Below are 22,699 nucleotides of genomic sequence, written 5' to 3'. Positions count from 1 at the left end.
TCTGGCGGAAGGAACCGCCAAGCGCCGCATTTGTCACAGCCAGAAGAACAGAAGTTCCTGCAGGGCATCGAGCGCCCGGCTGGTAAGCGTACCGGAGCCGACCGCCCCGGCCGTCTTGACCGGCACTTCCCTCAAAAGCTTGTCGCCGTTCCAGAGCTTGACGACGCCCACTTGCTGACCGGCCGCCACCGGCGCCGTCAGCGGCCATTTGTAGACGATCCTCGCCGTCAGCCGTTCCGGATTGTTGACCGGAAGCAGCACGTCGACCGGGCTGCCTGCGACCAGCGACACACGAGAGGCGGCGCCGCCGTAGACGCTCGCTTCGCCGATCGTTTCGCCATCGGCGAAGATGCGCCTTTTCTCGAAGTTCGTCATCGCCCAGTCGAGCACGCGACGGCTTTCCTCGGTCCGCTCCTTGTCGGTTTCGAGGCCTCCCATCGCCAGATAGACCCGACGATCGCCGCGCTGCATGGAGGCGGCAAGCGAGAAGCCGAAGCCCTCCGCAAACCCGGTTGCCAACCCGTCAACACCGACATTGGCGGCAATCAGCGGGTTCTTGTTGCGCTGCAGGATCTTGTTCCACTCGAACTCCGGCTGCGCGTAGAGGCGATAGAATTCTGGATGCGCCTCACGCAGATGACGCGATAGCGCGACAAGCTCGCGCATCGTGACCCTGTTTCCCGGATCCGGAAGGCCCGTTGCGTTTTTGAAAGTTGCAACGGGCAAGCCAAGCTCGCGGGCCCGTGCCGTCATGCGATCGGCGAAGGCCGCCTCGCTGCCAGCCAGGCCTTCGGCGAGAACGATGCAGGCGTCGTTCGCCAACTGGACGATCGCACCTTGAATGAGGTCTGCAACGCGGATCTGGGATTTGATCGCCGCGAACATCGTGGCCGTGCCGGAGGGCGCACCGCCCGTTCGCCAGGCATGTTCAGAAACCGCGAAGGTGGTCTCCGGGGTCAGTTCGCCTTTCTCCAGCGCCTCGAAGACCACTTCCATCGCCATCAGCTTGGCAAGCGAGGCGGGCGGTACGGGCTCATTTTCGCCGCGCGCAAAGAGAACGGTCCCGGTTTCGGCATCGATGAGATAGATTTGCTTCGCCTTCGTATCGAAGGCCGGCGTTTGCGCCGCCGCCTGCCCCTGAGCGATCGCCGCCAGGATGCCCACGATCGCGAACCACTTCATGCGCATGTGAAACTCCGGTGTCTACACGGGCATAGCAGTGCAGAAACCCCCGTTCAACCGGCGTCGATAGGATCAAATGGCGCCCTGCTGCCGCTTTGCATAGGCAAGGATCGATTCCGGCGTGAGCGGATTGGAATCAACCATGATCGCTTCGAAGGGCGAGGCCCTGTCGCTGACCCGCACTTCCACGTAGGCAGCGGCATAGGCCATGTTGCCGTCCGGCAGCGGAATCAGTTCAGGCCGCTCGGTCGGAATGGGCCCGATCTCCGGCAGCAGCACGAATTCGGTCATGGCGCGCGGCGTCGGGAAGGCTTGCGCCGGCGCAGCAAGGGCATTTACCGGGACGCCCGTGTCGAGCATCGATTTGGCTGGCACCGTTACGGTCCCAAGGTCCTGCACCTGATTGCGCAGCGGCTCGTTCGACGCGACCATGACGCCCGTCGCAATCTGCCCCTCCGGCATCACGCCCGGGCTGCGATCGCCTTTGGTGATGTAGGACGCCATGAGATAGGGCATGTCGTTGCCCTCGAGCGGAGCCCGGCCGACATATTGGACCCGAACCTTGGCACTCCCCTTGCGCTTGATGTCCAGCATGTCCGCCGTCTTCGAGGACACATCGATGATCCGGCCATATTCATAGGGACCGCGATCGTTGACGCGGACGATGACCGAGGTGCCGTTCTCGATATTTGTGACGCGTGCATAGCTCGGGAGCGGAAAGGTCGGGTGCGCGGCCGACAGGTGATACTTGTCGTAGACTTCGCCGTTTGCCGTGAGGCGACCGTGAAAGGCCGACCCATACCACGACGCCACTCCGGTCTTGTTGTAACCGAAATCCTCTTTCGGCTGATACCATTTGCCCTTGACCTGATAGGCCTTGCCCACCTGATAGCGGCCGCCGCCCTTTGGAATATTGCGTCCGGTGGCGACCCGCGGGCTGGCTTTGACGCCATAGACGGATTCGGCGAAGTATTCCTTGCTTCGCGACTTGCTCTTCTTGACACTGGCTGTCGTCGATCCGCAGGCGGCAAGCGCCGCGCACAGCAACGGAACTGCAGCGAGCCTAATTCCGCTCGCAAGGAATGCCGCTTTTCTATCGGATGTCATCTGTCCCACTAGATCATTCGCAATGCCGCACTCGAAACTATCCGCTCTAGCCCCCGCGGACATTTCGCCGTTCCGAAACGGAACAATCGAGAGATCATGACAACAACAAGGCGAAATTGCGAACCAGATGGCGAAGGAGCGACGGAAATCTCGCGTCATGGTTTATGAATGGTAAATTTCGGAAGCGACAAAGCCGGGGCGCGGGAATGCCCTCGCCCGCTCACTCCAACAAAATCATGGCGCCGCGCATGCTAAATCTTGCAAAGGCCCCATGCTTCGGGCAATAACGCGCTGCCCGGAGGAGTGGCCGAGCGGTTTAAGGCACCGGTCTTGAAAACCGGCGTGCGTGAAAGCGCACCGTGGGTTCGAATCCCACCTCCTCCGCCACTGAACTTTGTCCGACCCGGAGACATAGGTGACAGATCGTTCCGGAGACATGGGTGCCAATCTTGTGCAAAGAGACGCACTTGGGGGCCTTGCTGCGCCCTTCGTTCGGAATACGACCAGAAACTGCATTCGCGGCTGACCTGCCGTGATCTCTCATTCGGAAAAAGCAGGGACGTCGGCCGAAGCCGGAGCGCTGAGGGCTCGGTGTTTCACACGAAGCGAAGGCAGCTTCTCAGCTGGGCTCTCGCTTGCCAAAGTGCGTGATTTGAGAGAGACTTAGCTCCTGGCATCATTGCTACCGGCAACTCCCGCAAGTGGGGAACATCATGCCTCTGAAATCTCTGATCGCCGCCACTTTAATTTCGCTTCTCACGCTTTCAGGATGTGCCACGACGGGCGCGACGGGCAACACAACCTACACCCAGTGGTACGGCCCCTATCCTGAACCCGACTTCGACGTTCTTAGTCCCGGCGGGCTGCGCCTCGCCTACTAGGAGCGCTCGTCAGGCCAGCAAGCAAACTCCGCCGGGGCGAGCAGGACGTTCGCCGGATGTGCGACGCTGCGCGGACGGCACAGCGCACGCTCCCTTTACGGCGAATCTATTCAGTTGCGTCCCACTGCAGCCGAGGCGGACTTCGGCGCGCGACCGGAATTCACCGAATATTAAATGCTTGCGGAACACATATGGAACGGATAGTTTCTGTTCTTGATTTGTTTCGCGATTCTGGAGTGACGCGCATGCTGACCCGCAAGCAACAGGAATTGCTTCTGTTCATCCATGAACGGATGAAGGAATCCGGGGTCCCGCCGTCCTTCGACGAGATGAAAGATGCGCTCGATCTCGCGTCGAAGTCCGGCATCCACCGGTTGATCACGGCGCTCGAGGAGCGTGGCTTCATTCGCCGGCTTCCCAATCGGGCCCGTGCGCTTGAAGTCATCAAGCTGCCGGAAGCCTATTCGGGCGTTTCCCAGCCGCGACGCGGCTTCTCGCCGAGTGTCATCGAGGGCAGCCTGGGCAAGCCCCCGGCTGCGCCGAAGCCAGCGGCGACGCCACCGGTCGAGAACACATCCATGACGGTGCCGGTCATGGGGCGGATCGCCGCGGGCGTGCCGATCTCGGCCATCCAGAACAATACGCACGAAATCTCCGTGCCGGTGGAGATGATCGGCAGCGGCGAGCACTATGCGCTCGAAATCAAGGGCGATTCGATGATCGAGGCGGGCATTCTCGATGGCGATACGGTGATCATCCGAAATGCGAGCACCGCCAGTCCGGGAGACATAGTCGTGGCCCTAATCGACGATGAGGAGGCTACGTTGAAACGCTTCCGTCGCAAGGGTGCATCGATCGCGCTGGAGGCCGCGAATCCGGCTTACGAAACGCGGATATTCGGACCCGACCGGGTGAAGATTCAGGGCAAGCTCGTCGGCCTGATCCGGCGTTATCATTAGACGCGGCTCGCATTATCTCTTCCGACTGCCGAAGAGAAGGTCGCCGTCGAACTATATTCCTTGTTAGCCGTAGGAACGCTCGCGTCCTAGGAGTGGCGCGGTCTTTCAGCGGCCAAGCGGGCCTTCGGACCAAGGCACCGACACCAAACGGTATCGTAGGCTGTTCAAAGCTATTCGCGGACGTCCTTTTTAGACCTCTCCCTCTTGCGCTCCACATGGATTCGTTTTAAACGCCCGCCATCGCTCGATTTTCCGAGCATGAGAGGCCTCGTGGCGGAGTGGTGACGCAGAGGACTGCAAATCCTTGTACCCCGGTTCAATTCCGGGCGAGGCCTCCATTGCCACACTTAGCGAATTCAGGCGTGGAATTTCCCCCTATTGCCACAGCTTTTGGCCAGGTGTGGCAGAACGTTCCCGGTTCATCCTATTCGATTCGTCGCGTGCCGCTGGTCGGAGTCTCGCGCTGGGCGATATGCCAGCGGCCGAGGGGCTTCGAGAAATACCAGGACAAGTCGGATTCAGCCTCGGCGCTGATTAACAAGGTCATGCGCAACAACGGCCTGATGCCCTCCGATGAGCATACGAACTACTCGTTGCAGCACAGCTTCCAATGACCGCATTGTGAACGCGGGTCGCGCCGACCGCATGCAGGCAGACCTGATGGGGCACGAATTCGGCGCCGACCAGGCTATGGCGATGGTCCCGGATGAGGCGTCGGCAGAAGTTCCTCGAGGCCATCATGTTCGACTGGCGCAGCTGACGGCGGCAAAGTGATCACCTAGTCTCGCCCAGCCTTCGCCTCCCGCCATTAACGTACGAGCAGGGAATATCTGCCAAGATGCTCGCCATCGTTGCAACGAACGTGGCCGGGCATCCACCGAAAAGACTGGCCATCCCGAGACCGGAGGAGAAGCGGAAATGCTCGAAGCCGTCATCATCATTGCAGTCCCGTTGATCGCCGCCGTCACTGCCGTCGCGCTGCGCGACATGCTTTTCGGCTTTTGATCGGAGGGGATTATTGCTGCGCGGCTTTCGCAGACTCGCGCTTGACGCGGCCGGCAATGAATTCGCGGATGAGCGGCACGCGATCAACGATGGGAATGCGCCCAGCCCGGGACGCGTGATCGAAACGCTGAAGCCTCTGAGATCGCGCGGCCGCTCTTGACGCCGCTTCGTACGCTTCACCGACCAGAACGATCCGCCGTCTCACTAGGGCGATCTGGGGCGAAGGCGAGGTGGCCGAGATCGGCGGCAAGCCTCGAGCAATACCGGCAGGGCGGCGATCCTCGGGCCGTCGCTCGCCGGCATCGGTTCGAAGCTGTTGCCGCCGGCCATCTGCCATACCAGATCGCCGCGCACGCCCTGACCGTCGGATAGAATCGCGCCGCTGCCAAGCGCCCTACCAGATTCGCGGTGATTGTCCTTGCCGGTGATCTGCTTCCGACTCTAGCCCGCTGAACTTGCAGCCGTCGCCCGGCTCGGTGTTGCCTTCCGGCCGCCAGACATTGTTTGCAAACGCCTCCGGATTGCGCTCATAGGAACTGCGCTCTCGATTGTCGGAAAGCGCTTCGGCCAAACTTGGTAGAGCCGCCTCGCCGGATAGGAGAGATCCTCCTAAACCCTTCCTCGCGACAAAGCACTGCGAGAGGAAATGGCAGATCCGGAGCGGCGTCACGATGCCCGCGGCCTCCGCTACCGGTCAGGTCTGCATCAGTCCGGACCGGATCGTATGCTTCGCGGCCGGCGCGCGGCGCTTCAGTTCAGCGATTTGCATGGGAAGTCCTCGGTGAGGTTTAGATCGCGCCCTCCGGCGCGATGCGGCGGCGCATGGACTTCAGCGGTTTTTCGACAAGCTCATAGGACAATGCCGCAACGGCGATCGAGCAGCCGGCGACGAGAAGGAAAGCGACGCCGGAAGGAAGATCGTATCTGAGGAGCCGCGCCATAGGGTAATGCCAGAGATAGACGCTGTACGAGATTACGCCGAGATAGACGAGCGGACGCAGCGTCAAAAAACGGTGCAACTTTGTTGCTTCGGCGGAAAACACCGACAGGATCAGCCCGCCTGCCGCGAGATCGACGACCATACCGCCCCAGCCGATGAATGCAGGAGACCTGAAGGGGGCCATCAGAAGACCGATGATGAGGACATACGCGGCAAGCCTGCCTATCATCGCCGCCGTTTCCGGTTTCGGTCGCCACGGCATAACCGCGATCAGCCCGCCAAGCATCAGCCCGCTCATTCTCGTGTCGAAACGGTAGTATGTCCGATACCAGTCTTGCCAGATCAGCGAATCGGCAATGCGCCATGCCGTTGCCGCCACGAATGCCACGATCAAAAATCGGGCGAGCGCCAGCTGCGAAAGTGCGCGCGTCGCCAGGATGACGAGTGGCCACAGCAGATAGAAATGCTCTTCCACGGAAAGGGACCAGGTGTGTCCGATCATCAACGGCTCGTGCCAGAAGGCCATGGCGTAATCGGTCAGGTAAGTGGCAGCGATTGCCGTATCGATTATTGCGTCGCGAGCCGGGAACAGCGTGGGAGCGACGGCGACATAAGCCGCGAGCATCAGCAACAATGGCGGCCAGAGCCGGAGCGCGCGACGCCAGTAGAAGCGAGCGAGCGATACGGTTCCGGTTTCCGTTATCTCGGAGCGCAGGATCGAAGTGATCAGATAGCCGCTCAATACGAAGAAGAGATCGACGCCGATGGAGCCGCCCCCCGTCAACGGCAAGCGACAATGGAATGCCACCACGGCTATGACGGCGACAGCGCGGAGTCCATCAAGTGCGGGATTATACTGCATCGACGCCCCCCTCAACCCCAATGCAACCGGACGATCGAGACTGCCACCTATGCTAGCGACTGTAAAGCACCAGCGACACGTCGTCGATGTAGGTGTCATTATTCGTGCCGGATGTTCGATCCACGCGGAGCAGCGCATCTATGTTCCTCGCACCTGTCAGCGCGCTCACAGAAAGGCGATCCTCTATCTGGCGATCCAGATGTTCACCGGCTTGCGCGTCTCCGACCTTCGTGCCCCTGCCCTCAGAACCGCCGCAAGGGACGTGTCCAAGCTTCGGCTGTTCCCGATTTAGGGAAACATGCAGTAGGGACTATCCAGGTGCGACGCAAGGTCAGATCTCGATATCTGCTGCCTGCAGGAGCCAGCGAAGACTCGCGCGGACCGTCATCTTGTAAGGCAGTCAAACCGGTACGCTCGACAAGATCACGGCCAAGAGGGCGGAATTCGGCGAGGCGCTTGTCAAGCGCAGATACCGGCTTGCCTGACTTGGGTGGCGTCCTAGCGCGGCGCGGACAGTTTTGTCTCCGCGCAACGCGGCGGGATGTTCCAATATTCCTGCAAGCTTGATAAGCAGTTTCGAGCGCATCCGTTGGAGCTTCACGTCGTTGGCGCGGCGACTGAAAGCGAAAATGCGCAAAAAACTCTTTTCGCCGGTTCCATCGACGCAGATGAGTTCATCACAACCGCGGCGGTCGGTCACGACGAAATTGCCGGGATTTACATCCATCATGACGATGTGCAAGCGGCGAAACCTTTCAAAGATTTCGTCGATCATCATGAGATGCCTAGCGGTCAGCTGGCCCGAAAACGCCAACTGAGCAAGGGTCGGCGCCAGTTCCCCGTCGCGTCTCGTTATCTTTTCCACCACCAGGCCCAGGCCGTGATCGGTATGGGCGAAGCCGAATATCCTCGGTATTGGCAGCTCGATGCCGTCCGCGAGGGAGAACTTTCTCGCCTGCTCGAGGAATTCGTCGACTTCACGTCGAAACGTTCGATAGGCCCCGAAGCGCTTGAACCGGTGGAGGAAAGCAAATGTTCGCCTCGACCGGCGCGTGCCGCTCGCTCCTCTGGATTCCGGCTTCAGAACCTTGATGAGTAAATTCGGATGGAGCCGATTCTCGAAGACGCTGCGCTGATGGCCGGCGGCGCATTGGCGCCAACCGGAAAGTTCGATCTTGTCGTCGAACATTCTTTGCTCCCCGGATTGTGACAGTTTTATTACGAAACAGTGTCCGGGGAAGAGTTCAAGAGCAGCGTGCTTCATGGCCCTACTTCTACCGTGCATAGTATTCGGCAGTTGCAGTTTTGCCACGGCGTTGAGCAGTGTTGCGATCATCACCGGCGACCTGATTGGTTTCGGTCCATGCGCGTCTCCAGGACACGCTCGGCGAGAATGCCCGCTCTACTTGCCCGATGAATTCTCCGTCCCACGTCGGCGGGCCCACCAGACGGCGAGCCTGCGGCGGGCGCGGCGCACGGCAGGAATGTCATGCGAGAGGACGAGCAAGCCCAGAGGGACCATCCAGAAGCCGAGGACCGGCAGAAAACCGAGCAAGCCACAAACAACAAGAAGCGAGCCGATCGCAATGCGCAAGGCCGGCGACTCGGGCAGCCGGATTCGCCATTTGCCGAGCACGATTTGACGCGTTTGCGGATCGATGCCGAAATACCTCTTCCTGCCGCCGTTCGTCATCATGCCTCTTTCAATCAACCACTCAACAGTTGGTGCTTTCTCCACAGGCCCGCAACCTGCCCCCGTGATTTTTTTTGAAAAACCGCTTGGCAAATCGACAAAGCATTTGTATTAGCAGCCTCACTTCTGCGGCGCAGATGTTCCCTGGTAGCTCAGCGGTAGAGCACTCGACTGTTAATCGATAGGTCGCCGGTTCGAATCCGGCCCGGGGAGCCAGTTTCGAAAGAGCCATTCGCGGCGAGTGCCCGAGTGGCTCTTTTCATTTTCTAAGGCCTCACCCATTTTTCATGAAGGTTCCTCATGCGCTTGGCATGGCTTTTCCTGGTGCTCGCGATTGCGACCGAAGTGGTCGGTCTCACCGTCATGAAGGCGGCCTCGACATCGAGCGTCTATACCGGCCACGCCGTCATGTATGCCTCGATCGCCCTCTCCTACATGTTCCTTGCAAGGGCCGTGAAAACTATCCCGGTCGGCGTCGCCTATGCGATCTGGGAGGGTTCGGGCGTCGCGCTCATCACCCTCGTCTCCGTGGTCATATTCGGTCATGTGCTGAGCGGCCGCGAGATGCTCGGCCTTTCGATGGCCGTGGTGGGCATACTGCTCGTCAACGCCGGCAAGGCCCAGGACCAGGAGACCGTGGAGCAAGCAACAGCATGAGTGCGTCCGGTGTCTCCTTCGCCTTCGCGGTCATGGCCGGCGTTCTCGACGTCGCGGCCAATCTTGCTTCCACGAAGTCGAACGGTTTCGCAAAGCGCGGCTGGGGCGTGCTTTCCATTCTACTGGTGCTCGCCGCCTTCGCCTTGCTCGCCGAAGCCATCAAGGGCATGGAACTGGCGATCGCCTATGCCGTACTTGGCGGCACCGGAATCTTCGGCACGGCGATCTGCGGCCGGCTCTTCTTCGGACATAAGCTGAAGCCGATCGGCTGGATCGGCCTCATGCTCGTCTTCAGCGCAGTGCTGGTGCTTCATACCGCCTGACGCGGCCGCTTGTCGGACGGAGACTGCTTGCGCTTCGGAGCCGCACCATGCGGGCCCGGCCCGGACACGAGCCAGTCGAGAAGCGCGAAATACGCGCCGTAAGGCAGAAGCCGCAATAGCTTGACGGCGTAGGTGAAGCGTTTCGGGAAGGTGATCTCGAAGCTTCTCGACTTCAGCCCCCGGCATATCCACTCCGCCGCTTCGTCGGCGCTGACAAGGGCCGGACGCGGAAAGTTGCCCTTCACCGCGCCGCGCGTTTCGACGAAGCCGGGACAGATCAGTTGAAGCCGGATGCCGATCCGGTCAAGGTCGAATTTCAGGCTTTCGGTCATGTTGATGAGTGCCGCCTTGGTAGCGCCGTAGGCCGCGCCCATGGGCAGGCCGCCATAGCCCGCCACCGACGACATGATGGCGATCTGCCCATCTCCGTTCGCCCTCATATGTTCGACCAGCGGAACGAGACAATTGACGACGCCGTGCAGATTGACCGCGATGCTCCTGTCGAATGCTTCAAGATGAAGGTCGTCGCCGCGCACAGGGATCGCGACGCCCGCATTGAGGATCGCGAGCGCCACCCGGCCGTGCTCGTATTCGATCGCCGTCAGCAACCGCTCCATATCACGCGGATCTGTGACATCTCCGTCAAGCACGATGATCTTGCCTGGCCCTTCGGCCTCATGGTGAAGCGCGACCAGCTTCTCATGGCTGCGCGCCGTGACGACGACCGCGTAGCCTTCCTCCACAAGTCGCAGCGCAAGAGCGCGCCCTATGCCGGAACTTGCCCCGGTTACCCACGCCAATCCATGCTCGGGGCGGGCGGTAAATGCATTCATCATCTCGTCCTCGCACGTCGTTCAGGAAGGTTCCCCTTCCCGCAAGGCTCGGCACGCCCGAACCCGTTGCCTCTCCGACGGCAAATCCTGCCCATTCTCCGCTTCCCGCCCGTCAGTTGACAGCGGAGACGATTTTTGCCCGGGACAGGAAAGCGGCGAAACGCTATTTCTTGCCTGTTGAACAGCCTGAGCCGAAAACACGCCAATATTTCGGCGATCCTGCTCTTAAACCAAATGTTTATCGCTTGCCGTTCGTCGAGGTAAATGCTTGGCTGACGCCAGGCGTTCGTTCCGTCCAGCGTGAGGTTTTCTAAGATGAGTGTCTATCCGTCCGTGCTCGAAGCGATCGGCAATACGCCGTTGATCCGGCTCAACGCCGTTTCCGAAGCCACCGGCTGCACCATCCTTGGCAAGGCGGAATTCCTCAATCCCGGGCAATCGGTGAAGGACCGGGCAGCGCTCTGGATCATCCGCGAGGCCGAGAAGGCCGGCCAGTTGCGCCCCGGCGGCGTGATCGTCGAGGGAACGGCCGGCAATACCGGCATCGGGCTCGCGGTCGTCGGCAGCGCGCTCGGATATCGCACCGTCATCGTGATCCCGGAAACGCAGAGCCAGGAAAAGAAGGACGCGTTGCGGCTCCTCGGCGCCGAGCTGGTCGAGGTTCCGGCCGTGCCATACAGGAACCCCAACAACTACGTGAAGATCTCCGGGCGGCTGGCAGCCGAGCTGGCCAAGACCGATCCGAACGGCGCCATCTGGGCAAATCAGTTCGACAACGTCGCGAACCGCGAGGCGCATGTCCAGACGACGGCGCCGGAGATCTGGCGAGACACCGACGGCAAGGTCGACGGCTTCATCTGCGCCGTCGGTTCCGGCGGGACGCTCGCCGGCGTGGCGCAGGGATTGCGCGCCAGGAACCCCGCTGTCAAGATCGGCATTGCCGATCCGGAAGGCGCAGCACTATACAACTACTACGCCCATGGCGAACTGAAGGCGAGCGGAAGCTCGATCACCGAGGGCATCGGTCAGGGCCGCGTCACCGCCAACCTCGAGGGCTTCACGCCCGATTTCGCCTACCAGATTCCCGATTCAGAGGCGGTACCCTATGTCTTCGATCTCATCGAAAAGGAGGGCCTCTGCGTCGGCGGTTCCACCGGGATCAATATCGCCGGTGCGGTTCGACTTGCGCGCGAACTCGGCCCCGGACATACGATCGTGACGATCCTTTGCGACTATGGTAATCGCTATCAGTCGAAACTCTTCAATCCGGACTTCCTTGCCTCGAAAGGCCTGCCGGTCCCGGCCTGGCTGAACAGAAGTTCGAACATCACCGTTCCATACGAACCCGTAGGATAATCTCTGCAATGTCCAGGACCGTGACCGCTCTCTTCCGCGAGGATTTCTACCTTTCGACCTGTGAAGCAAGCGTCACGGCCATACTGGAAGACGGCGGGATCGAACTCGACCAGACCTGTTTTTATGCCACGTCCGGCGGCCAGCCAGGCGACACCGGTTTCTTCGAGCGCGAGGACGGCAGTCGGATTCCCATCGTGGACACGCGGCATGGCGCGACGAAGGATGTCATCGTGCATGTCCCCGCCGATGGCCAAGCACCGCTGAAATTCGGCGAGAAGCTCGTCCTCCACATCGACTGGCCGCGCCGTTACCGGCTGATGCGGATGCATACGGCATGCCACCTGCTCTCCGTCGTCTGCCCCTACCCCGTCACCGGCGCCGCCGTCGGCGAGGAGGAGAGCCGTGTCGATTTCGACATGAGCCACACGATCGACAAGGATGAGGTGACGGCGGCACTGATGGAACTCGTCGAGGCGAATCATCCGGTCTACGTGCAATGGATCACCGACGAGGAGCTCGCGGCCAATCCGGGCATTGTCAAATCCAAGAATGTCCGCCCGCCCGTCGGCATGGGGCGCGTGAGCCTCGTCTGCATCGGCGAAGACTCCTCGGTCGACAGCCAGCCCTGCGGCGGCACCCATGTCTCGGAGACGCAGGAAGTCGGCGCCATTCACATCGCCAAGATCGAGAAGAAGGGTAAGGAGAACCGGCGTTTCCGGATCCGTTTCGGAACCGCCGAAGACCGTGCTGCCCTTTAAGTCCGTGGAGAACGACCATGAACAACGAGAACAACAAGAGAAGCGCCTTCGTCGTCTCCCCGGACTGGCTCGAGCAGCACCTTGACGATCCCGAGGTCAAGATCGTCGATGCCGCCTGGTACCTGCCGGCGCAAAAGCGCGACCCCACGGCGGAATACCAGGCCGCGCATATCCCCGGAGCGGTCTTTTTCGATCAGGATGCGATCGCCGACCAGGCAAGCGGGTTGCCGCATACCCTGCCCTCCCCGGAAGCCTTTGCCGATGCCGTCGGGGCCATGGGTATCAGCGAGCACGACACGATCGTCGTATATGACGGGCCGGGCATCTTCACGGCACCCCGGGTCTGGTGGATGTTCCGCATCATGGGCGCGAAGAATGCCTTCGTTCTTGACGGCGGCATGGACGGCTGGAAGGCGGAGGGAAGACCGACGAGTGCCGAGGTCCCGAGCCCCGCTCCGCGCAGCTTCCATGCAAACTTCGATGCGGAGGCCGTCACGTCCTTCGAGCGCATGAAGGACATCGTCGAAAACCGCCTCGCCCAAGTCGCGGATGCACGCAGCGCCGGCCGCTTTGCCGGCGAGGAGGCGGAGCCGCGAGCCGGAATGCGATCGGGACACATGCCCGGCGCGAGAAGCCTTCCCTCCGGTGTCTTTTCAGAGGCGGGCAAGCTCAAGGATCTCGATGGCTTGCGCCAAACCTTCGCGAACGCCGGCATCGATCTGACGAAGCCGGTCGTCTCGACCTGCGGATCCGGCGTGACGGCCGCAATCATTTCCCTTGCGCTTCAATCATTGGGACATACGAACAATACGCTCTATGATGGTTCCTGGTCGGAATGGGGCGGCCGGTCCGATACCCCGGTCGCAATCGGTAGAGAGTGAAGGACATGCAAGGATCGAAGCCTGCTGCGATCACGGCACACGTGACTGAACTCGAGATGACGTCGCCGCCGAAACAAAGCCTGCCGGTGCCCGTCAATATACACACGGCGATCCTGCGTGTGTCCGACATTCCGCTTCCCTATTATCGCTTCCTCTATCTCCGCGTCGGCAAGCGTTGGCACTGGGCCGAGCGACTGCGGATGAGCGACGAGGATCTGGCGGCGGTGCTCCACGACAAGCGGACGAACCTGACGGTCCTCTACGTCAACGGTGCTCCCGCCGGATTTTTCGAACTGCAGCAGCGCGACGGCGATGTTATCGAACTTACCCATTTCGGGCTGATGGAACATGCCCTCGGCCTCGGCCTCGGGAAATGGTTCCTACTGCAGACCCTGTTTGCTGCCTGGGCGATGGACCCACGCAAAGTAAAGGTGACCACCAACAGCCTCGACCATCCCCGCGCCCTGCAACTCTACCAGCAGTTCGGCTTTTCCCCAGTCGCAACGCGGGAAGCGATCGTTCGGCCTTTGAGCGACGACGAGTTGCTCACCTTCGCGAAGAATCTCTGAACCATCCCCTCCGGCAAGTTTCGGGTGTCGCTACCAAACGCAATGGGCCAATCTTCTCCAAGCTTCGAAACGAAGAGGAGACGCCCAATGACGCTGCGTTACATCGCGATGCCTGACATGGATGCGGAAAGGTTGCGGCAGGGTGGCCGGGATGCCTATGGCAACCTGCCGGAAAAGCACATCTCTGACGGCATGGGCGTTCCGTGCCGGCACTGTCTGCGCAATGTCGAGCAAGGCCGAGCTTACCTGATTCTTGCCTATAGGCCCTTTTCGTCAGTCCAGCCTTACGCGGAAACCGGGCCGATCTTCATGCATGCCGAAGCATGCCGGGCGCCGGACGAGTCCTTGCTTCCGCCGATCCTCACATCCAGCAAGGATTACCTGCTTCGCGGATACGATGCCAACGAGCGCATAGTCTACGGAACCGGCGGCGTGGTCCCTGCGGACATGCTCGAGCAGCGAGCGGAAGAGTTGCTGGCGCGGTCGGCCGTCTCCTCTGTGCATGTGCGCTCCGCCAAGAACAATTGCTATCAGTGCCGCATCGAAGCAGCCTGAGAGCCGGCCCGGCGTCCGAGGACGCAGGCCGGTTTGATGCAATTCGCTCAGGCGACGTTGAGCACGCTCTCCGGCGCGTGAGTATCATAGCCGAGCGCCTCGGCGACAGGCGCATTCGTCACCCGGCCCCGGTGGACGTTGAGTCCAGCCCGCAAGTGCCGGTCCTCGGCGATCGCCTTGAGGCCGCGGTCAGCAAGCTGCAGTCCGTAATTGAGCGTCGCATTGTTGAGCGCATGGGTCGAGGTGATCGGCACGGCGCCCGGCATGTTGGCGACGCAATAATGCACGATTCCGTCCACCACGTAGGTCGGCTCGGAATGGGTCGTCGCATGCGAAGTCTCGAAGCAGCCGCCCTGGTCGATCGCGACGTCCACGATCACCGCGCCCTTCTTCATGCCCGACAGCATTTCGCGCGTGACGAGCTTGGGCGCGGCGGCGCCCGGGATCAGCACGGCGCCGATCACCAGGTCGGCGGAAAACACTTCCTCCTCCAGGGCATCGATCGTCGAATAGCGGGTGTGGACGCGTCCGTTGAAGATGTCGTCGAGCTGGCGCAGGCGCGGGATCGAGCGGTCGAGGATCGAAACCTCGGCACCGAGGCCGACAGCCATCTTGGCGGCGTGCAGGCCGACAACGCCGCCGCCGATGACCGCCACCTTGGCGGGAAGCACGCCGGGCACGCCGCCGAGCAGGATGCCACGACCGCCATTGGCCTTTTGAAGCGAGGTGGCGCCAGCCTGGATGGCAAGCCGGCCGGCCACTTCGGACATCGGGGCAAGCAACGGCAGGCCGCCGCGCTCATCCGTTACCGTCTCATAGGCAACCGCGGTGACGCCCGAGTTCAACAGTCCCCTCGTCTGCTCGGGATCCGGCGCCAGATGAAGATAGGTGTAGAGAATTTGGCCTTCGCGCAGCTGCGCCCATTCGGAAGGCTGCGGCTCCTTGACCTTGACGACCATGTCCGATTTCTCGAACACGTCCCTGGCCGTCGGGACGATCCTCGCGCCCGCGGCTCGATAGGCGTCGTCGTCTGCCCCGATGCCCGCACCGGCCTTGGTTTCCACGATGGCCTCGTGGCCATGGGCGACGTATTCCCGCACCGATCCGGGCGTCAGGCCGACCCGGTATTCGTGATTTTTGATTTCCTTCGGGCAACCGACACGCATCCTTGCGTTCCTCTCCTGTCTGTGTGCTTTCGCGGCATTGATGGTGAGACAAGCAAAACAGATGGCACCGAGAATGTCCTTGCAAAGATGTGTCCCGCGGCGCATTGCTTTCGTGGATCATTGCAAGAAACATGAAATCTTGGGAGAAATCACGAGTGAGCAAGCTGGACGCCATTGATCGTTCGATTCTGCGAGTCCTGCAGCAGGATGGCAGGATCTCGAACGCCGATCTCGCGGCCAAGGTCGGCCTGTCGCCCTCCGCCTGCTCCCGACGCGTCGACATCCTCGAGAAATCCGGCACGATCGCCGGCTATCATGCCCGCATCGCGCACAAGGCGCTCGACTACAAGATCATGGTCATCGTGCACATTTCGCTCTCCGGCCAATTCGCCAAGACGCTCGCCGAGTTCGAAGCGGCCGTAAAGCTCTGCCCCAATGTCCTCGTCTGTTATCTGATGTCCGGGGAATACGACTACATCCTGCGTGTCGCGGCGAGGGACCTCGAAGATTACGAGCGAATTCACCGCGACTGGCTGTCGGCGCTTCCGCATGTCGTGAAGATCAATTCGAGCTTTTCGCTGCGCGAGATCATCGACCGACCGAATGTCGGGATTTGAGGCGCTGCGCGGATCAGCGCCCGACGACGCGGTTGCGGCCGGTGTTTTTTGCGGCATAGAGCCGAATATCGGCCTGCGCCAGCAGTTCCTGGATGCCGGCGCCATCGGCAAGCGTGGATGAAACGCCGATGCTGGCGGTCACAGGATAACCGTTCGGTGTCTTGACGTCGGCGGAGACGGCATTCCGTATGTCCTCGGCCCGTGACTGAACGCCGGCATAGGGGAGACCCGGGCAGAGCACGACAAACTCTTCGCCACCATAGCGAAACAGGCGATCCTCGGGCCCAAGCTTGGCCTTTACGGTTTCGGCGAGTTTCTGCAGCACGCGATCGCCTTCCATCTGACCGAACCGATCGTTGACGCTCTTGAAACCGTCGACGTCGATGATCATCAGGCTGACCGGAGCACTTTGGGCCACTGCCTCACGGATCATCCGCTGCCCCTCCGCTTCGAAGCGGCCGCGGTCCAGCGCACCCGTCAGCGTATCGTGACCCGAACGCGACAGCAGATCCTCGTAACGCTCGCGGAAGGTGAGGTCGTTGAAGATGTCGCCGAGCGGCCGGTTCGAGATCGCCAGGAAGGTATGGCGCGAGGCGTTGAGATAAAAGCCGATGGCAACGGCATAGAAGGGCGCCGCGAGCATCTTTGCCATCCACCCTCCCCAGAACACGTCCGAGGGCGCACCGTTCACGAAGCGGAGCGCGGCATAGAAGCCGAGTTGGTCGAATGTCAGCACGACCACGCCGCAGATCAGGAAGCGGATCGTCACGAAGCGCTGAAACCATCGACCGAGCTTCTCGTAGAGCAGGATGATGATCAGGGAGTCGAAATAGAGAAGCGTCGTGCCCCAGACCATAAGCCAGCCCATTTCATCGATGAAGGCTATATCGGCGAAACGGCCGGGCACGATCGACACCGTCTCATGCCGCCTCAAGAGCAGGCTGAGCGCGACCGTCAGAAAGTTACCGGCGAGCAATCCGTAGATTGGCTGGCGGACCGTTGCCGCGTCCTCCTTCACATACAGAAGAAGGATCATCATGAGCTTGCCGGAAAAGAAAACGGCCGAGCCCGGAGAGATCACCCCGAATGGCAGTTGAACATAGAAGACGGCGGCAAGATAGGTCTCGATGAAATGCATGACGCCGAGGGCTGCCACGAAGACGCCGAGCCCAAGGCGGGCGCGCAGGTGCAGAAGTCCGATCATCGACGCGACATAAACCAAGGCCTCGGCAAGCAAGAGCATGAGATTGGCGTTTGGCATGCGCGTAGGAGACTTTCGTTTTCACTTGTCCGGTCCTTAAAGCTAGAAATTGAATAAAGCTTTACCGGGCGACGGATGCTGGCAAGAAAGGGGCAAGATTCCGCCGCCTTGCAGATCGCCCGCAGTCGGTCATGGTCGCGCGGGAAGGTTGCAGAGCCGGCCGCGCATTGGCGGCGGCAAATGGCAACCCCCGCTGGCCTGCCGGCCATCTCCCCACAAGGGGCCACAAGGGGGAGAAGACCCGTGGCTGGCCCTCGCTCCTGCCAACTGCCTCTGCAAGTGAAGCGCTCCGGTCGAGGCGCAATGCGCGCCGCACATGTTCTCCCCCCTTGTGGGTCCTTGTGGGGGAGATGGCGGCAGGCCAAGGGGGTTAGCGCGCCCCAAGAACCAACCTCGACTTACATTAGGAAAATTCTGCAACCGATTGATGCAGAACAGATCGTTCTGCTTACACGGACCGGGACTGGGCTTCGTCGGAGAAGAGCGCCGCGCGCTGCTCATCGATGATTTGCCGTCCCTTGCGGAGCGCCGAATCGATGGCGTCCTGCTCGGAGGTGAAGAGATCGGCGCGAATGAAATTGCGCACTTTCGTGCCGCCGTCCGGCATCGGCTTTTCAATGCTGCCGGCGAGCCGGAATTGCGCGCCCTCGCGCATCGGCGTGGCACGGATCAGGCAATCCGCATAGGTTTCGGTCTTGCCCGGAGCAGGCTCAGGCTGCTTTTCGGAGCCGCTGGAGAAGCCGAACAATTTCGAGAAAAACGATGCCATGCCTCATGGTTAGCCGTGGCTGCCGCCTCTGTCAAAGCCAAAGTTGGCCGAACTCGGTAGCCCGGCAGCAGCGGCCCGTCAGATGACCAGATTGGCCAGAATCTCGTTCTCGGTGATGTCCTGGTACCGGAGCCCCGCCGCATCGAAACGTTGCTTCAGCAGCGGAAAGTTCTCCGCATGCTTGGTCTCGATGCCGATCAGGACGGAGCCGAAGTTGCGCGCCGATTTCTTGAGATATTCGAACCGGGCGATGTCATCCTCCTCGCCCAGCAGATTGAGGAAATCGCGCAAGGCACCCGGCCGCTGCGCCATGCGCAGGATGAAGTATTTCTTCAACCCCGCGTGGCGCATGGCGCGTTCCTTCACGTCGGGGAGGCGCTCGAAATCGAAATTGCCGCCGGAAACGACGGCAACCAACGTCTTGCCTTCCAGCCCCGCCCTGCCGAGCGCTTCCAGCGCGGTGATGGACAAGGCGCCGGCCGGCTCGAGAACCACGCCCTCGACGTTCAGCATCTCGGTGATCGTCAGGCATATCGCGTTTTCGGCGAGAAGCATCACCTGGTCCGGCGCAAAGCCTTGGAGCGCCGAGAAATTCAGGTCACCAATCCGCCCGACTGCCGCTCCGTCGACGAAATTGTCCACCTGGTCGAGCGTGACGACGCTGCCCGCCTCGAGGCTGCGCCTCAGGCTCGGCGCGCCCTCCGGTTCGCAAAAGATGAACCGATCGGTCGTCAGAGCATCATGGAAATAACCGGTCACGCCGGCCGCCAACCCGCCGCCACCGACGGGCAGCACGACGAGATCAGGAACCGAACCTTCCGGCAGTTGCTCGGCGATTTCCGCCGCCACGGTCGCCTGCCCCTCTATGATGTCGGCATGATCGAATGGCGGCACCATGATGCCGGCGATCGCCTTGACGTGGTCGCGCGCTGCCTGGTAGCACTGGTCGAAGATATCGCCGACGAGGCGGATCGTTATGTATTCGCCGCCGAAGATGCGGGTCTTGTCGATCTTCTGCTGCGGCGTCGTCACCGGCATGAAGACGATACCCGGAACGCCGAAGTGCCGGCAGACGAAGGCAAAACCCTGCGCATGGTTCCCGGCCGAAGCGCAGACGAAGGTCTTGCCCGAAGCACCGGCCGCAAGCGCCTTGCGGAAAAAGTTGAAGGCGCCGCGGATCTTGTAGGAGCGCACCGGCGAAAGATCCTCGCGCTTCAGATAGACCGTGGCGCCGTAACGTGCGCTCAGATGATCGTTGAGCTGCAACGGCGGCGCCGGAAAGATCTCGCGCATCGCCGCAGCCGCTTGTTCAACTTCCTGCTTCATCTCGTGCCATCATTCGTTCGTTCTTGATCGCTGTCGCTATCGCACATTGTCGGGGCTGAAACCATCGATTTGAGACGCTGCGTTTCCCCAACCTTGGCGGCATTCGGGAACCGTCACTCTACGCCGATCTGTCGTGGTCGCCTCAGTCTCTCTCGTCTTGACTTGCGCTGCCAAATGCCGACAGTTCTGAACAGTCGGGACGCCTGGGGAAGTGCGATGTCGAACTACCTGCCCATGCTTGCGATACTGACTCTGGCGGCGCAACCGCTGACCATTTCCGAAGCCCAAGCGGGGCCGCTTGCCGAAGCGGCAGCGAAGGCGGAAGAGCAGGCAGGCTCGGGCGATGCGGCAGGCGCGCGGGAAACGCTGCGCCAGGCTATCAGCGCGTTCTCGCAGACCCTTCCCTTCGCGATCGGCAAGGCTGTTTTCGTGGCGGCCGAACCGGCCGGTTACGCCATGTATGAGCCGAAGCAAGAGCCGGTATTCAAGGCCGGCGAGACACTCGTGTCCTATGTCGAACCGGTCGGCCTCACCTGGAAGGAGGCAAGCGCCAAGGGCAAGGTTGAGACGCGCTTCACCGTCGATCTTGACATTGTCAGCCCGAAGGGCGAGGTGCTCGCCACCCGCAAGGCGTTCGGCGACTTCACCTTTACCGGATATCTCCGCAACCAGGAGATCTATGCAACCCTGACCGTCGACGTCACCGGGGCTCCGGCCGGCGACTATGTCCTGCGCTTCCGCTTCAACGACATCAACAGCGGCAAAAGCGCGACGGTCGACCAGCCGTTCAAGATTGCGGGGGAGTAGAGCGAGCGCAGAAGGACCTCTACCGATCGGTCGCGCGTATGAATATGGTGCGGACGACGGGGATCGAACCCGTACGGTGTTAACCGAGGGATTTTAAGTCCCTTGCGTCTACCAGTTTCGCCACGTCCGCTCGCAGCCTAGATCAAGCACTTAGGCGATTCAGTCAAGGGAATGTTTCGCAACCACTCCTGGGTTTTCCAAGCCGAGTTCACTGGAATTCCGGCGTTTAACGGCTGAAGCTGAATCTCGTTGCGGCAGGCGGCTCCAGAAGTAGTCCAGAATACACGGGGACCCGATTGTCAACATGGCGCCCCCAGTGTTAGCTGCAATGCAACACAAGCGGAAAGTACGGCCGAGTTCCATGATCAAAGAATTAGAGCAGTTGATCGATCTTGACCACGAAGGCGAATTGTCTTCGCTGAAGCCGGCCTCAGACAGTGATGTCGTAACCATTGCTGCACTCTATCCCGGTATTTCCAAGCGGTACTTGGAGTTCATTCGCGAAGTCGGGACGGGATCAACGACACGCGGGTTCAATATCTACGAACCTGAGCCCGCACGCCTGATTGAACAGCATTCATCGTTTCAAATTTATCAGTCAGACTTTCACCGAAAACTGTTTGGCCGACGGCCTGACGGGGATGTTATCCCTGCCGATGCGATTACGATTGCGGATACCGGTGCCTCCTGGCGATACTGCCTTTGCCCCTCTTTTGGGGAGGCGGTCTTCTGTCTTGATATGGCCGGACCAACATTTGAAACGGTGTCGGAGAGCTTCCTCTCGTTTGTCGCGGATACCGTGCTCCTCAACGGCTTGAAGTGAGTCCATCAGAGTCTGCCCCCTCATCTTCCCATTCTAGTATCCCCTTGAAAGTCGCATAGCGCAGCTTCAAATATACGTCCTCTCAGACAGCAGCGATGCACGGGCAGCCGCCGAATTTTGCGGTACACCTTCGCGCCCGTGCCGCTTTGAGCTCTTGCGCCAAGCCTCTCATAAAAAATTCGCACAAACCCCTGATTCGCCAGGGGTTCAATCCTTGCGTGTTGCTGGCAATGTGCTGACCTCAAGACTGTCCTGGCATCGACGGCAGAGGGGATCGGCGTGCGTCCGTTGCGAGCGTCCAGCAGCACACCTTTGGGGCCGGAAGACCTCAAGACGCTTCAACGCGTCTACGACCGGCTGTGTGACGAGTATGGCTGGTCGCGCAAGAGCGCACAGGCGCAGCGATATGGCCGGATGCTGATCGAAGAGTATCAGGCCGGCACGAGGGACGCGTTCCTGCTTCTCGTCGCCGGGCGCTCGCATGTCGACCGTTCGCTTGATCAGAGGAGGCCGGCATGACGCAGGAGGTTACGGTCGACGGCGATGAACTCGCCGAGAAGCGTCGCGCCATCGACGCAATGAAGGATGACTTCGCGAGCGCCATCGAGGCGCGCCAGGCGGAACTCCGGGTCCGCGACGTGCCGGGACAGCGGACGGGTTGGATAGGCATGCTTGTGCGGAAACCGCGTTGAGACACAATCCTTCTTGACATGAAACCCGCGACGCGTCGCTTCCGGCATTCGCACCACACGCGGGATGCCGAGGCTGGGCTTTTCATTTCACGCAAACAGAGCCGTGCGAAACCGTCAGTGATAAAAGAAACAATCGCAATCGGCCTTCTGGGCGTCTTCGCCGCGCCAGACCCGGACTGCCAGTTTTGACGACTCGCCCCTGTCTTCGAGCCGTAACCCGAGCAGCGATACTGCGGCCGCCTTCGGGTTGGGGGCATCGACTTCGATGACCGACCCGACCTGGTGAACGCCCTCCCGAGCGGTCCAGGTGAAGATCTGAACGTTGTAGTGCATGGATATCCTCCGTCGCGCTGTCGCTCGCGTCCGTGGACGGCACCTCAGGGGCGACACATATGTCCGCAGGCTAATCGCCCCTAAACCTCAGCCATCCTCGACGGTCGCTTCAGGTCGATCTCCTCCATCGGCGTGTTCGAAATGCCAGTTTCCCTGCTCATCCTGGAAGCTGATTTCCTCATCGTCGCCGCCGACCTGCTGTTCGGCCGCCGCAGCCTTTGCGGCCGCCAGCGCCATCTCGCGACTGGGGAAGGACTCTGAATACGCGTCGGCTGCCTTGTACGCCCAGCCTCCGTCGTGTTGAACGATCGAATAGATAATCCGCGCCATTCTTCACTCCCGTG

At 60.9% G+C, this 22,699-nt stretch carries 26 protein-coding genes, 4 tRNA genes and 1 pseudogene; 18 read left to right on the top strand and 13 right to left on the bottom strand.

Features of this window, described 5'->3' with window-relative positions; all coding sequences use genetic code 11:
- Positions 1-33: 33 nt before the first annotated feature.
- Both AU381_RS03035 and AU381_RS03030 read right to left on the bottom strand, forming a co-directional pair.
- Positions 34-1,188 carry a D-alanyl-D-alanine carboxypeptidase family protein gene (locus tag AU381_RS03035; RefSeq protein WP_064240341.1) on the bottom strand — a complete coding sequence of 385 codons (1,155 nt, stop codon included), beginning with the start codon at positions 1,186-1,188 and terminating at the stop codon, positions 34-36.
- Between the two features lie 66 nt (positions 1,189-1,254).
- Entirely contained in the window at positions 1,255-2,289 is a 1,035-nt protein-coding gene (locus AU381_RS03030) for a septal ring lytic transglycosylase RlpA family protein (protein ID WP_064240340.1), read from the bottom strand.
- A gap of 297 nt (positions 2,290-2,586) precedes the next feature.
- Here AU381_RS03030 and AU381_RS03025 point away from each other — a divergent pair.
- From AU381_RS03025 to AU381_RS31075, 4 genes and pseudogenes are all read left to right on the top strand, one after another.
- Positions 2,587-2,676: transfer RNA gene (locus AU381_RS03025), tRNA-Ser, on the top strand.
- A gap of 739 nt (positions 2,677-3,415) precedes the next feature.
- Positions 3,416-4,129, top strand: coding sequence for a transcriptional repressor LexA (lexA, locus tag AU381_RS03020; protein WP_064240339.1), 714 nt, complete (start codon positions 3,416-3,418; stop codon positions 4,127-4,129).
- 264 nt (positions 4,130-4,393) lie between these two features.
- A tRNA-Cys gene (locus tag AU381_RS03015) sits at positions 4,394-4,467 on the top strand.
- 81 nt (positions 4,468-4,548) lie between these two features.
- Positions 4,549-4,889, top strand: a pseudogene (locus AU381_RS31075) (site-specific integrase); the annotation flags it as partial.
- Between the two features lie 1,033 nt (positions 4,890-5,922).
- On the opposite strand, the gene AU381_RS03005 reads toward AU381_RS31075, so the two are convergent.
- Positions 5,923-6,936: an acyltransferase family protein gene (locus AU381_RS03005; protein ID WP_064240337.1), complete on the bottom strand. Its 1,014-nt coding sequence runs from the start codon at positions 6,934-6,936 to the stop codon at positions 5,923-5,925.
- Between the two features lie 49 nt (positions 6,937-6,985).
- On the opposite strand from AU381_RS03005, the gene AU381_RS30065 reads away from it, so the two are divergent.
- Entirely contained in the window at positions 6,986-7,228 is a 243-nt protein-coding gene (locus AU381_RS30065; RefSeq protein WP_064240336.1) for a hypothetical protein, read from the top strand.
- Positions 7,229-7,336: 108 nt separating this feature from the next.
- On the opposite strand, the gene AU381_RS02995 is transcribed toward AU381_RS30065, so the two are convergent.
- Complete coding sequence (locus AU381_RS02995; RefSeq protein WP_064240335.1) at positions 7,337-8,125, bottom strand: YrbL family protein; 789 nt, start codon at positions 8,123-8,125, stop codon at positions 7,337-7,339.
- 213 nt (positions 8,126-8,338) lie between these two features.
- On the bottom strand, positions 8,339-8,629 hold the full coding sequence (locus AU381_RS02990; RefSeq protein WP_064240612.1) for a hypothetical protein: 291 nt from the start codon (positions 8,627-8,629) through the stop codon (positions 8,339-8,341).
- Positions 8,630-8,770: 141 nt separating this feature from the next.
- Between AU381_RS02990 and AU381_RS02985 the strand changes: the two genes are divergently transcribed.
- The 3 genes from AU381_RS02985 (at position 8,771) to AU381_RS02975 (ending at position 9,609) form a co-directional block, all read left to right on the top strand.
- Positions 8,771-8,845: transfer RNA gene (locus AU381_RS02985), tRNA-Asn, on the top strand.
- 84 nt (positions 8,846-8,929) lie between these two features.
- Positions 8,930-9,286, top strand: coding sequence for an SMR family transporter (locus tag AU381_RS02980; protein WP_064240334.1), 357 nt, complete (start codon positions 8,930-8,932; stop codon positions 9,284-9,286).
- Complete coding sequence (locus tag AU381_RS02975; RefSeq protein ID WP_064240333.1) at positions 9,283-9,609, top strand: SMR family transporter; 327 nt, start codon at positions 9,283-9,285, stop codon at positions 9,607-9,609. The genes AU381_RS02980 and AU381_RS02975 overlap by 4 nt, the downstream gene beginning before the upstream one ends.
- Here the strand turns inward: AU381_RS02975 and AU381_RS02970 are convergent.
- Entirely contained in the window at positions 9,597-10,442 is an 846-nt protein-coding gene (locus AU381_RS02970; RefSeq protein ID WP_244520016.1) for an SDR family NAD(P)-dependent oxidoreductase, read from the bottom strand. The genes AU381_RS02975 and AU381_RS02970 overlap by 13 nt on opposite strands.
- 315 nt (positions 10,443-10,757) lie before the next feature.
- Here AU381_RS02970 and AU381_RS02965 point away from each other — a divergent pair, with 315 nt between their 5' ends.
- From AU381_RS02965 to AU381_RS02945, 5 genes are all read left to right on the top strand, one after another.
- The gene (locus AU381_RS02965) at positions 10,758-11,798 is read left to right on the top strand and encodes a cysteine synthase A (RefSeq protein WP_064240331.1); all 1,041 of its coding nucleotides are present in this window, start codon (positions 10,758-10,760) and stop codon (positions 11,796-11,798) included.
- A gap of 8 nt (positions 11,799-11,806) precedes the next feature.
- A complete protein-coding gene (locus AU381_RS02960; RefSeq protein ID WP_064240330.1) occupies positions 11,807-12,556 on the top strand; it encodes an alanyl-tRNA editing protein in 750 nt (249 codons plus the stop codon).
- 17 nt (positions 12,557-12,573) lie between these two features.
- Positions 12,574-13,437 carry a 3-mercaptopyruvate sulfurtransferase gene (sseA, locus tag AU381_RS02955; RefSeq protein WP_064240329.1) on the top strand — a complete coding sequence of 288 codons (864 nt, stop codon included), beginning with the start codon at positions 12,574-12,576 and terminating at the stop codon, positions 13,435-13,437.
- 5 nt (positions 13,438-13,442) lie between these two features.
- Entirely contained in the window at positions 13,443-14,006 is a 564-nt protein-coding gene (locus AU381_RS02950; RefSeq protein WP_064240328.1) for a GNAT family N-acetyltransferase, read from the top strand.
- Positions 14,007-14,093: 87 nt separating this feature from the next.
- On the top strand, positions 14,094-14,561 hold the full coding sequence (locus tag AU381_RS02945) for a DUF1203 domain-containing protein (RefSeq protein WP_064240327.1): 468 nt from the start codon (positions 14,094-14,096) through the stop codon (positions 14,559-14,561).
- A 47-nt stretch (positions 14,562-14,608) separates the two neighbouring features.
- Here the strand turns inward: AU381_RS02945 and ald are convergent, their stop codons facing one another.
- Positions 14,609-15,727 (bottom strand): alanine dehydrogenase, encoded by a 1,119-nt coding sequence (gene ald / locus AU381_RS02940; protein ID WP_064240326.1) that lies wholly within the window; start codon positions 15,725-15,727, stop codon positions 14,609-14,611.
- A 155-nt stretch (positions 15,728-15,882) separates the two neighbouring features.
- On the opposite strand from ald, the gene AU381_RS02935 reads away from it, so the two are divergent.
- Positions 15,883-16,344 (top strand): Lrp/AsnC family transcriptional regulator, encoded by a 462-nt coding sequence (locus tag AU381_RS02935; RefSeq protein ID WP_064240325.1) that lies wholly within the window; start codon positions 15,883-15,885, stop codon positions 16,342-16,344.
- 13 nt (positions 16,345-16,357) lie between these two features.
- On the opposite strand, the gene AU381_RS02930 is transcribed toward AU381_RS02935, so the two are convergent.
- The 3 genes from AU381_RS02930 to ilvA form a co-directional block, all read right to left on the bottom strand.
- Positions 16,358-17,605 carry a GGDEF domain-containing protein gene (locus AU381_RS02930; protein ID WP_064240324.1) on the bottom strand — a complete coding sequence of 416 codons (1,248 nt, stop codon included), beginning with the start codon at positions 17,603-17,605 and terminating at the stop codon, positions 16,358-16,360.
- A 448-nt stretch (positions 17,606-18,053) separates the two neighbouring features.
- Positions 18,054-18,374, bottom strand: a complete 321-nt coding sequence (locus AU381_RS02925) for an HlyU family transcriptional regulator (protein ID WP_064240323.1) — start codon at positions 18,372-18,374, stop codon at positions 18,054-18,056.
- 78 nt (positions 18,375-18,452) lie between these two features.
- Complete coding sequence (ilvA, locus tag AU381_RS02920; RefSeq protein ID WP_064240322.1) at positions 18,453-19,700, bottom strand: threonine ammonia-lyase; 1,248 nt, start codon at positions 19,698-19,700, stop codon at positions 18,453-18,455.
- A gap of 216 nt (positions 19,701-19,916) precedes the next feature.
- Here ilvA and AU381_RS02915 point away from each other — a divergent pair, with 216 nt between their 5' ends.
- Positions 19,917-20,507, top strand: coding sequence for a hypothetical protein (locus AU381_RS02915; RefSeq protein ID WP_064240321.1), 591 nt, complete (start codon positions 19,917-19,919; stop codon positions 20,505-20,507).
- 45 nt (positions 20,508-20,552) lie between these two features.
- Here AU381_RS02915 and AU381_RS02910 read toward each other — a convergent pair.
- Positions 20,553-20,637: transfer RNA gene (locus AU381_RS02910), tRNA-Leu, on the bottom strand.
- A gap of 231 nt (positions 20,638-20,868) precedes the next feature.
- Between AU381_RS02910 and AU381_RS02905 the strand changes: the two genes are divergently transcribed.
- The 3 genes from AU381_RS02905 (at position 20,869) to AU381_RS30195 (ending at position 22,022) form a co-directional block, all read left to right on the top strand.
- Entirely contained in the window at positions 20,869-21,330 is a 462-nt protein-coding gene (locus AU381_RS02905) for an SMI1/KNR4 family protein (RefSeq protein ID WP_064240320.1), read from the top strand.
- A 279-nt stretch (positions 21,331-21,609) separates the two neighbouring features.
- Positions 21,610-21,849: a hypothetical protein gene (locus AU381_RS02900; RefSeq protein ID WP_064240319.1), complete on the top strand. Its 240-nt coding sequence runs from the start codon at positions 21,610-21,612 to the stop codon at positions 21,847-21,849.
- Complete coding sequence (locus AU381_RS30195) at positions 21,846-22,022, top strand: hypothetical protein (protein WP_164476158.1); 177 nt, start codon at positions 21,846-21,848, stop codon at positions 22,020-22,022. Before AU381_RS02900 ends, AU381_RS30195 begins: the two co-directional genes overlap by 4 nt.
- 114 nt (positions 22,023-22,136) lie before the next feature.
- Here AU381_RS30195 and AU381_RS02890 read toward each other — a convergent pair whose 3' ends face one another.
- On the bottom strand, positions 22,137-22,355 hold the full coding sequence (locus tag AU381_RS02890; protein WP_064240317.1) for a hypothetical protein: 219 nt from the start codon (positions 22,353-22,355) through the stop codon (positions 22,137-22,139).
- 87 nt (positions 22,356-22,442) lie between these two features.
- The gene (locus AU381_RS02885) at positions 22,443-22,685 is read right to left on the bottom strand and encodes a DUF2188 domain-containing protein (protein WP_018239726.1); all 243 of its coding nucleotides are present in this window, start codon (positions 22,683-22,685) and stop codon (positions 22,443-22,445) included.
- Positions 22,686-22,699 lie beyond the last annotated feature (14 nt).

Origin of the sequence: Sinorhizobium glycinis, assembly GCF_001651865.1 — a bacterium.
GTDB lineage: Bacteria > Pseudomonadota > Alphaproteobacteria > Rhizobiales > Rhizobiaceae > Sinorhizobium > Sinorhizobium glycinis.
The sequence above is the reverse complement of the archived record's forward strand: the minus strand, read 5'-3'. Positions and strand labels throughout refer to the sequence as shown.